10 protein-coding genes and 1 pseudogene are annotated in these 7,865 nt (G+C 71.5%); 7 read left to right on the top strand and 4 right to left on the bottom strand.

Annotated elements, in window-relative coordinates:
- The 3 genes from Vau01_RS57155 to Vau01_RS57145 form a co-directional block, all read left to right on the top strand.
- A partial coding sequence (locus Vau01_RS57155) for a proprotein convertase P-domain-containing protein (protein ID WP_204011540.1) occupies nucleotides 1–149 on the top strand: 149 nt, incomplete at its 5' end.
- A gap of 128 nt (nucleotides 150–277) precedes the next feature.
- Nucleotides 278–946 carry a phosphatase PAP2 family protein gene (locus tag Vau01_RS57150; RefSeq protein WP_204011531.1) on the top strand — a complete coding sequence of 223 codons (669 nt, stop codon included), beginning with the start codon at nucleotides 278–280 and terminating at the stop codon, nucleotides 944–946.
- Between the two features lie 42 nt (nucleotides 947–988).
- Nucleotides 989–1,462: a hypothetical protein gene (locus Vau01_RS57145; protein ID WP_204011530.1), complete on the top strand. Its 474-nt coding sequence runs from the start codon at nucleotides 989–991 to the stop codon at nucleotides 1,460–1,462.
- A 9-nt stretch (nucleotides 1,463–1,471) separates the two neighbouring features.
- Here Vau01_RS57145 and Vau01_RS57140 read toward each other — a convergent pair whose 3' ends face one another.
- Complete coding sequence (locus tag Vau01_RS57140; protein ID WP_204011529.1) at nucleotides 1,472–1,855, bottom strand: VOC family protein; 384 nt, start codon at nucleotides 1,853–1,855, stop codon at nucleotides 1,472–1,474.
- A gap of 70 nt (nucleotides 1,856–1,925) precedes the next feature.
- Here Vau01_RS57140 and Vau01_RS57135 point away from each other — a divergent pair, with 70 nt between their 5' ends.
- Nucleotides 1,926–2,969: an amidohydrolase family protein gene (locus tag Vau01_RS57135; RefSeq protein ID WP_204011526.1), complete on the top strand. Its 1,044-nt coding sequence runs from the start codon at nucleotides 1,926–1,928 to the stop codon at nucleotides 2,967–2,969.
- Here Vau01_RS57135 and Vau01_RS57130 read toward each other — a convergent pair.
- The 3 genes and pseudogenes from Vau01_RS57130 to Vau01_RS64240 all read right to left on the bottom strand — a co-directional run.
- Nucleotides 2,956–3,495 carry a DinB family protein gene (locus Vau01_RS57130; RefSeq protein WP_204011522.1) on the bottom strand — a complete coding sequence of 180 codons (540 nt, stop codon included), beginning with the start codon at nucleotides 3,493–3,495 and terminating at the stop codon, nucleotides 2,956–2,958. The two genes, Vau01_RS57135 and Vau01_RS57130, sit on opposite strands and share 14 nt — an antisense overlap.
- Nucleotides 3,496–3,506: 11 nt before the next feature.
- On the bottom strand, nucleotides 3,507–4,118 hold the full coding sequence (locus Vau01_RS57125; protein WP_204011520.1) for a class I SAM-dependent methyltransferase: 612 nt from the start codon (nucleotides 4,116–4,118) through the stop codon (nucleotides 3,507–3,509).
- Between the two features lie 261 nt (nucleotides 4,119–4,379).
- Nucleotides 4,380–4,772 (bottom strand): annotated as a pseudogene (locus Vau01_RS64240) (G5 domain-containing protein); the annotation flags it as partial.
- Nucleotides 4,773–4,957: 185 nt separating this feature from the next.
- On the opposite strand from Vau01_RS64240, the gene Vau01_RS57115 reads away from it, so the two are divergent.
- From Vau01_RS57115 to Vau01_RS57105, 3 genes are all read left to right on the top strand, one after another.
- On the top strand, nucleotides 4,958–5,428 hold the full coding sequence (locus Vau01_RS57115) for a DUF5990 family protein (RefSeq protein WP_204011518.1): 471 nt from the start codon (nucleotides 4,958–4,960) through the stop codon (nucleotides 5,426–5,428).
- A 71-nt stretch (nucleotides 5,429–5,499) separates the two neighbouring features.
- Nucleotides 5,500–5,904 carry a DUF6069 family protein gene (locus Vau01_RS57110; protein WP_204011516.1) on the top strand — a complete coding sequence of 135 codons (405 nt, stop codon included), beginning with the start codon at nucleotides 5,500–5,502 and terminating at the stop codon, nucleotides 5,902–5,904.
- Nucleotides 5,905–5,971: 67 nt separating this feature from the next.
- A complete protein-coding gene (locus Vau01_RS57105) occupies nucleotides 5,972–7,861 on the top strand; it encodes an endonuclease/exonuclease/phosphatase family protein (RefSeq protein ID WP_204011514.1) in 1,890 nt (629 codons plus the stop codon).
- Nucleotides 7,862–7,865 lie beyond the last annotated feature (4 nt).

Genomic DNA, 7,865 nt, shown 5'->3' with positions numbered 1-7,865 from the left:
CGACCTCGGGTGACGACGTCGCCAACCTCAACACCACCTACACCGCCAACCTCTCCGGCGAAACCCGCGCCGGCATCTGGAAACTCCGCGTACAGGACGTCTTCGCCGGCGACACCGGCACCATCGACACCTGGACCCTCACAGTCTGAGGCCAACCCGCAGCACAGGGCGCCCCGGCCAACGCCGGGGCGCCCTCGGCGTACACCAGAAACCCGCCCCCCGAGATGGCCAGCAGACCGGCTTACCGGACCGGGCGGGGAACTGCGAGCGTGGCGACATGGACGACACACACGCGACCCCGGACGCCGCGGAGACGCGTGTCGCCCGTCCGATCGTCCTGCTGTGGTTCGGAGCCATTGCCGCGGTGGTGATCGTCGCGACGTCGCTGGCGGCCGCCAACGGGCGGGTGGGTGCGATCGAGCGGGCCGTGTTCGAGGCCGTCAACGGTCTGCCCGATGCGCTCCACTGGCCGATGTGGGTGCTGCAGCTCATGGGGGTGACGGGCGCCGCGGCCGTCGTCGCGCTGGTAGCCGTGTGGCGGCGACACTACCGGTTGGCGGTGGCGCTGGTGCTGCTCGTCCCGCTGAAGCTTCTCGCGGAGAAGGCGGTCCTGAAGATGATCGTCCACCGGGAGCGGCCCGGCAGCACCGTGCCGGGCGCGGTCCTGCGTGACGCCGCAGCGAGCGGGCTCAGCTTCCCGTCCGGACACGCGATCATCGCCTTCGGCATCGCCACGCTGCTCACGCCGTACCTGCGCCGCCGGGGGCGGATCGTGGTCTGGACGCTCGCCGTCCTCAACAACGTCTCCCGGATGTACCTCGGCGCGCACAACCCGCTCGACGTCGTCTGCGGCGCGGCTGTCGGCGTCCTCCTCGGTTGTGCCCTGACGTGGATCGTCGGAATTCCGGTGAGATCTACTGGAAGAAATAGCGGTGACGATCGATGATGGGACCGCACGCGATGCGCTGAATCGGTTGAGAGGGGCCCGATGCCGCAGGTGATCGAACCGGAACAGGTCGCGGCCGTCGGGCACCGGCTGCATTTCTTCGGACGCCCGGGCGGTTCGGACACCGTCTCCTGGCAGTACCGGAATCAGGTCTGGTTCATCGAGCGGCCCGACGACGGCGAGGAGTCGCGGCCCGAGGCCGTCGTCTGCGAGATGTGCGGCAAGACGTTGACGTACACGGTGCACAGCGTCGAGGTCACCAGGAAACGGATCGCGCGGATGCGGTTGATCGGCTGGCTGCTGATGCCGGTCGCGCTGATCGGGCTGATCGGGTTCTTCACGGTCGACCAGAACAGCTGGGTCGCGATCATCTCGTCGCTGGTGCTGTTCTTCGGCGGCTTCGTCGGCGGTTGGATGCTGCTGAAGGCGGCCGGCGCCGAGGTCGGCGTCACCGGGCACGGCGCAAGCTATCCCGGACCGACGAAGCACCTCGTACAGCTCATCCCCGGGGAATGAGGGCCGGGCTCACGGCCAGCGGGTGGAGTTGGTCTCGTCCAGGGTGCGGCGGGAGTCCGGGATCACGCAGAACAGCAACCCGGCCGGGTCGCGCATGACGCACCACTGGCGCACCTGCCCCACCGTCTCGGCGCCGAGCCGCTCCAGCCGGGCGACCTCCGCCGCCAGGTCGTCGGTGTGGATGTCAAGGTGGACGCGGCTCGGGCCGTCGCCCAACCGCTGGGTCAGCAACGCGAAATCCTGACCGTGCAAGATGGCGCCGTGGTACTCCGGTTGCCCGGCGAACGGGACCAGCGTCTCGCCGGTGGCCGCCTGCCAGAACGCCACCTCCCGATCGTGGTCCTCCGGCGCGACGTCGATGACAACCTTGAACACCCTGCTGTGGTGCGGCACGTGACATCCTTCCGCGGGTCGAGGAGTCACGGTATCCCGGACACGACGACCCGCGCGTTACCGTTCCTGGATGCGCGTGACCGGAACCCTGCTGCCGTCCGGGGAGCGGACCGAGTTGTGGCTGCTCGGTGACCGGGTCACGTTCACCCGGCCGCACACCGAATCGCACACGGTCGCCGAGAATCTGTTTCTGACGCCCGGGCTCGTCGACGTGCACACGCACCCCGGGCACGACGAGGCCGCGGTCTTCACCGGTGAACGGTTCGCGGCCGAGTGCGCGCAGCACGTCGCGGCCGGGACCACCGCGTTGCGCGTCCCCGGGCACACCGGGCCGGTGCCGCCGGCGCTGCGGACCGACCCCGCGATGCCGCGGCTGGTCACCGCCGGGCGGTTGCTGGCCCACACGGGCCTGGCCACCGGTCACCCGATGCACGCACCGACCGACGACCTGCTGAGCGCGGGCCTCGCGGAGGCGGCGGCCAACGACGGCTGGTGCAAGATCATCGCGGACTGGGAACACGACGAGCCGCCGGTGCCGGAGCCGGCGCTGCGGGCGCTGGTCGACGCGGCGCACGCGCGCGGGTTCCGGGTCGCCGCGCACTGCCAGACGGCGGCGGGCACCCGCACGGCGGTGGAGTGCGGGGTCGACTCCATCGAGCACGGTTGGTACCTCACCGACGACCTGATCGAGCGCCTGGCCGCCCGCGGCGGCGCGTTCGTGCCGACGGCGACCGCGTTCCTGCAGATCGTGGACGACGTCCGGGGCAAGCCCGAAGGGCCGCGCAAGGACTACTTCCTGGGCGGGGTCGACGGGCTGTCCCGCTCCGCGGCGGTGGCCCACGAGGCCGGCGTCACCGTGCTGGCCGGCACGGACTCGGCACCGTTCGGCAACGTCGTGTCGGAGGTGCGGTTCCTCCTGTCCGCCGGCCTGCCACCCACCGTCGCCATCGGCGCGGCGAGCTGGACCGCCCGCGCCTACCTCGGCCTGCCGGGCCTGGTCGAGGGCGGCCCGGCCGACCTGGTGGGATACGACGTGGACCCGCGCCGGGAACCCGGCGTCCTGAGCCATCCCCGCCTGATCGTGCTGCGCGGCCGGATCGTCACTCGCCGGTGAGGCCGTCGATCGACTCGCGGATCAGGTCGGCGTGGCCGTTGTGGCGGCAGTACTCCTCGATCATGTGCACGACGATCCATCGCAGCGTGGTGGCGCGGCCGTCGCGGCGGCGGCGCGGCGACGGCCGGTCCAGGCCACCGTCGGCGAGGGCATTTTCCAGGGACGCCTCGGAGCGCGCCACGGCGTTCCGCCAGAGCGCCCGCAGGTCGTCGGGGCTGTCGTCGACGGCCGAGTGCCAGTCCCAGTCGGGGTCGGCGTCCCAGTCGACCGTGTCCCAGGGGGCTTCGAGTTCGCGGTTGTGGAGGACGTAGGAGAACCAGTGCTCCTCGACGAGCGCCAGGTGCTTCATCATCCCGCCGAGCGTCATCGTCGAGGCGCCGACGGTGCGGTTGAGCGCATCGGCGTCCGATACATTGGTTTTCCAGGCGAACGTGGCGCGATGAAAATCGAGGAATCCGCGCAGGATCGACAGTTCGTCACCGTCGGTCGGCGGTTCGGGCCGGCCCTGCTCGTCGACATCGGACATGGACCGGGACTCTAGCCCGCGACGCTCGCGACCGCGGCCATCGTGGCCTGCGGGCGTTGCGTGTCGTCGCCGGGCCGGCGCAGGTGCTCGACCGCCGTGAATCCGGCCCGCGCCAGCCGCTCGGAAAACTCGCCGACCGACCAGCGGTAGGCCGTGATCACCTTGTGGTCGAACGCGGCCACCTCGTCACCGTCGACGAAGCCGACCACCACGGTGCCGCCCGGCTCCAGCACGCGCCGGAACTCGGCGAGCACGGCGTCGAGGTCCGGCGGCGGCAGGTGGATCAGCGAGTAGTAGGCCAGGATGCCGGCGACGGAACGGTCCGGGACGCCGAGGTCCGTCATCGACCCGAGCCGGTAGTCACCGTCCGGATGGGTCGCCTTCGCGTGGGCGATGAACTCGGGGACGAGGTCGATCCCGATCGCGTCGACGCCGAGCGACCGGAGATGGTCGGTGAGGTGGCCGGGTCCGCAGCCCAGGTCGAGCACGGTGCCGGGCCGCTTCGACAGATGACGCTCGATGAGGGCGAGGTCGTCGCCGTGCACCGCCCCGCTGGTGCCGAACAACTCGATGTAGAGACCCGCGACGGACGCGTACGCGTCCCGAACCTGTTCCACGTCCACCGCGCGACTATACGGATGCCGGGCGGCTACTCGCAGCCGACTCCGTTGCCGTCGCGGTCGAGGTCGTAGATGTCGGTGCCGATGACCCGCACGGGGTCCCTGCACGTATGCGGGACCGTTGCCCGAGCCGCCCGCGCAGTCGACGTCCGAGGCGATGGGAACACACGCGCCGCTGTAGTTCGGGTCGCAACTCGGCTGGCGTTTCGTTCCGACGGCGACCACCTGTGTAACCGGTTGGCGAGTCACGGCCTCGCCGATCGGTTTCCGGGCGCTTTCGACGCCGTCGACCAGCGTCACCTCGTAGGTGATCGTTTTCTCTCCCGCGACGCCCGCGGTGCGGACCACGCGGGTGCCCGCGGGCAGCGACGGGTCGTCCACCGTGCGTTCGTCGAACGGGACCGCCACCGTCTCGGTGACCTGGCGGGTCTCCACCACCGGAGTCGCCGACGCCGAGGGCGGTGACGCCGATGGTGGTGGCGTCGCGGTCGGGGAGGCGCTCGCGGTCGCCGGGCACGTCTCTTTGTTCTTGACCACGTACAGCACGACGCTCACATCGCGCTCCGACGGGCCGGCGGGCGGGTCCTGCCGGCAGACCTTCCAGTTGCTGTCGACCAGCTGGCTCCGATCCTCACCGGACGCGTCGCGTGAGGTCATCGTGTCGAAGTCGCCGACGCCCAGCCGCGCCCGAAACTCATGGTCGTCGCCTCCTCCACCGTCGGTGACGGCCAGACGGTACAACGGCCGGAGTGCGGTGCGGCTCCCATAGAAAGCCACTCCGGCTGACCGCAGATCCAGGTTCGACCGCCGAGCGAGCGAACCGACCGGCCTAGAGTGGCGGTGTGCGCATCCGGATCGAGGGTACTGACCTGCCCGGCCGTCGCGGTGGGGCGGAGGCCGACGCGTTGCGGCGGAACAACGTCCACGTGGGCGTGCAGCGCAAGGCCGAGGTCGTCGACCGGTATCCGGCCGACGCGGAGTCGGTGACGTGGGAGTTCGACGTCGCCGGCCGGGAGGTCGACGGGCTGCTCGACGTCGGCGGGCCGTACGTGCACGGGCGGCCCGGCGCGCGGTTCCTCTATCTGAGCTGGGGCGCCGTCGACGGGGCCGAGTTCGCGATGTTCCGGCGGGTCAAGCTCATGTTCGGCGACGTGCCGACCGAGGTGCTGCGGGCGGTGTACGAGGACGGCGACGCGGTGCTGGTCGGCCGGCTCGGGTTGACCGACGGCAGGGGCGGTCCGCGCGCCGCGCGTGTGCGGCCGCCCGAGGTCGTGTGGACCGTCGGCAAAAAAATGTCGGCGGGTCTGTCGTAGCGGTCGGGTTCTCTTCGTCGCTTGGGTAGGAGACCGGCACAGAGCCGGTCGGCATACCGCCGGAGGGCACCATGACCACCGTTCTGAACCCGACCCGCCCCGCCGTCAGCTCGCTGATCGTCACCGGAATCGCCGCAACCGCCGCAGCCGCCGTCGCCACCATGACCGTCGCCGCCACCGGCCACGCCGCCGGCATCAGCCTCGACCTGGCCGGCGAACCCATCCCCGTCACCGGCTTCGGCGTCCTGACCACCGTCTTCTCCCTCATCGGCCTCGTCCTCGCCGCCGTCCTGCGCCGCACCGCCACCAACCCCCGCCGCGCCTTCGTCCGCACCACCGTCGCCCTCACCGCGCTGTCGCTGGTGCCCGACGTCATCGTCGACGCCGCACCGCAGACCAAGGTGTTGCTGATGCTCACGCACCTGGTGGCCGCCGCCATTGTGATCCCCGCCGTCGCCCGCCGCCTGAGCGGCTGATCGGGGCTTCCAGGCCAGGGCTCCCGGCGGCTAACCTCGATCGATTCCGATCACCCGGGGAGGCACCGTGGAGCGCGGGCAGTGGAGCGTACCCAGGCTGGCGCTCGGGACGCTGCTGCTCGTCGACGTCCTGCGGGTGTGGCTGCCGTCGATCATCACGATCTTCGGTCAGGCCGCGTCGACGCCGGCCGAGCTCATGGGCGCCTTCGCGCTGCTGTGGTTCCTGCTGCCGTTCGCCGTGGTGCCCCTGTGGGGCCGGCTGCCGTACCGGGCGAAGCAGGCGGTGATCGGCGTCGCGGCCGTCGGGCTGGGCGGGAGCCGGCTGGCGCTGGTGTTCGTCCACGGTGGACAGTCGCAGTTGTACGTCGCGTCGGCCGGCCTGCTGTGCGGCCTCGTCTGGTTCGCCACCCAGGCGATGGACGGCTGCCGGCCGGTGCCCGGAGCGCCGATCGGGCTGGTGGTCGCCGGCGTGCAGCATCTCGTGCTGGGCACCGTCGACCTCACCTGGACGGGCACCTGGTGGGCGTCGGCCATCGTCGTCGTCGAGGTTCTGCTGTTCCTCATGTGCGGGGTCACCCGGCTGGCGGAGGCCGAGGTGTCTACGGGCTGGTCGCTCGTCGGGCCGACGGTCCTGCTGACCGGCATGGTGCTGCTGTCGCCCGCGGCCCTGCTGGCCGAGGTGTCCTATGCGGTCGGTGCCATGCCGAGCGGGATCGGCGGCGGGGGTGTCGCGGAGCCCTACTCGGTGTGGCTGTGGCTGTCCTTCGCCATACCGGCCGTGGCCTTCTGGCGCGGAGCAACCAGCCGGACCGTCGTCGTACCGTGGGCGAACATCTCCTTCGGCGGGCTGCTGGTGCTCAGCGTCGCGCTGTACATGTACGTCCCCACGTACGGGTTCGGTCCCATCGTCCGCTTCACCGCGATCTGTTTCGGCGCCCTGTCGCTCGGCCGGTGCGTGGCCCTGGCGAGCCACGGCGAGGCGCACCGGCCGGCGAGGGCGGGCGCCGCGATGCTCGGCGGGATGCTGGGCTTCGCCGTCGCGGCGGTCGCCTACTACTCCGCCTACGACCTCGGGTACCCGAACCGGTGGGTGCCGGTCGTCGTCGCCGGCTGCGTCGCGGGTCGGACGATCGTCGCGGTCGCGGGGGAGGATCACGTCCACGAGCGCGGGCTGGGGACGATCCTGATGACGGTGGCGCTCGCGGTGCCGGTCCTGCTGTACCTGCCGGGCGGGGCTCCCGCGACCGTGGAGAAGCCGGACGCGCGGTCGCTGCGGCTGGTGGCGTACAACGTCCGGATGGGGTTCGGTCTCGACGGGACCTTCGACCCGGAGGCCGCCGCGCGGGCGGTGCGGCGGGAGCGGCCCGACGTGGTGGTTCTGTCCGAAGTGGACAGAGCCTGGCTGCTCAACGGCGGCCACGACACGATCGCGATCCTCGCCCGCAAGCTCGGCATGCGGTACTGGTTCGCGCCGGCCGCCGACCCGGTCTGGGGCGACGCGGTCCTCACCAACCTGCCGGTCACGGCGCGCGAAACCGAACGCCTGAGCGCCGACGGTGCGCCGACCGGCGCACAGGCGCTCGGCGTGGTGATCCGCGTCGGCGGGCGCGAGATCGCCGTCGTGTCCACCCACATCCAGCCGCCGGGCGGCCGCCCGCCGCTGGTCCAGGTCCGCGAGATCAGCGCGTTCGCGACGCGGTTCGGCCGCGACCGCCCCACGGTCGTCGCCGGCGATCTCAACATCGAGCCCGGCGACCCGTCGATGGTCGCGTTCGCCGACGCCGGCTACGGCGACGCCCTCGCCGCGTTCCGTCCCGTCCGGACCTTTCCGGCGGACCGGCCGACCAAGGAGATCGACCACGTGCTCGTGCGCGGCGGACTCACCGCGAGCGACCCGTCGGTCGGCACGACCACCGCGTCCGACCACGCGCCACTCGCGGTGACACTGCATTGGTGACACT

This window comes from Virgisporangium aurantiacum (assembly GCF_016863635.1).
In the GTDB taxonomy this organism is placed as follows: Bacteria; Actinomycetota; Actinomycetes; order Mycobacteriales; family Micromonosporaceae; genus Virgisporangium; species Virgisporangium aurantiacum.
Note: the sequence above shows the minus strand (reverse complement) of the source record. Positions and strands in the feature narration are given on the sequence as shown.

Coding starts and splice junctions, on each gene's coding strand:
- Vau01_RS57150 (WP_204011531.1), top strand. CDS start 278: ATGGACGACACACACGCGACCCCGGACGCCGCGGAGACGCGTGTCGCC.
- Vau01_RS57145 (WP_204011530.1), top strand. CDS start 989: ATGCCGCAGGTGATCGAACCGGAACAGGTCGCGGCCGTCGGGCACCGG.
- Vau01_RS57135 (WP_204011526.1), top strand. CDS start 1,926: ATGCGCGTGACCGGAACCCTGCTGCCGTCCGGGGAGCGGACCGAGTTG.
- Vau01_RS57130 (WP_204011522.1), bottom strand. CDS start 3,495: ATGTCCGATGTCGACGAGCAGGGCCGGCCCGAACCGCCGACCGACGGT.
- Vau01_RS57110 (WP_204011516.1), top strand. CDS start 5,500: ATGACCACCGTTCTGAACCCGACCCGCCCCGCCGTCAGCTCGCTGATC.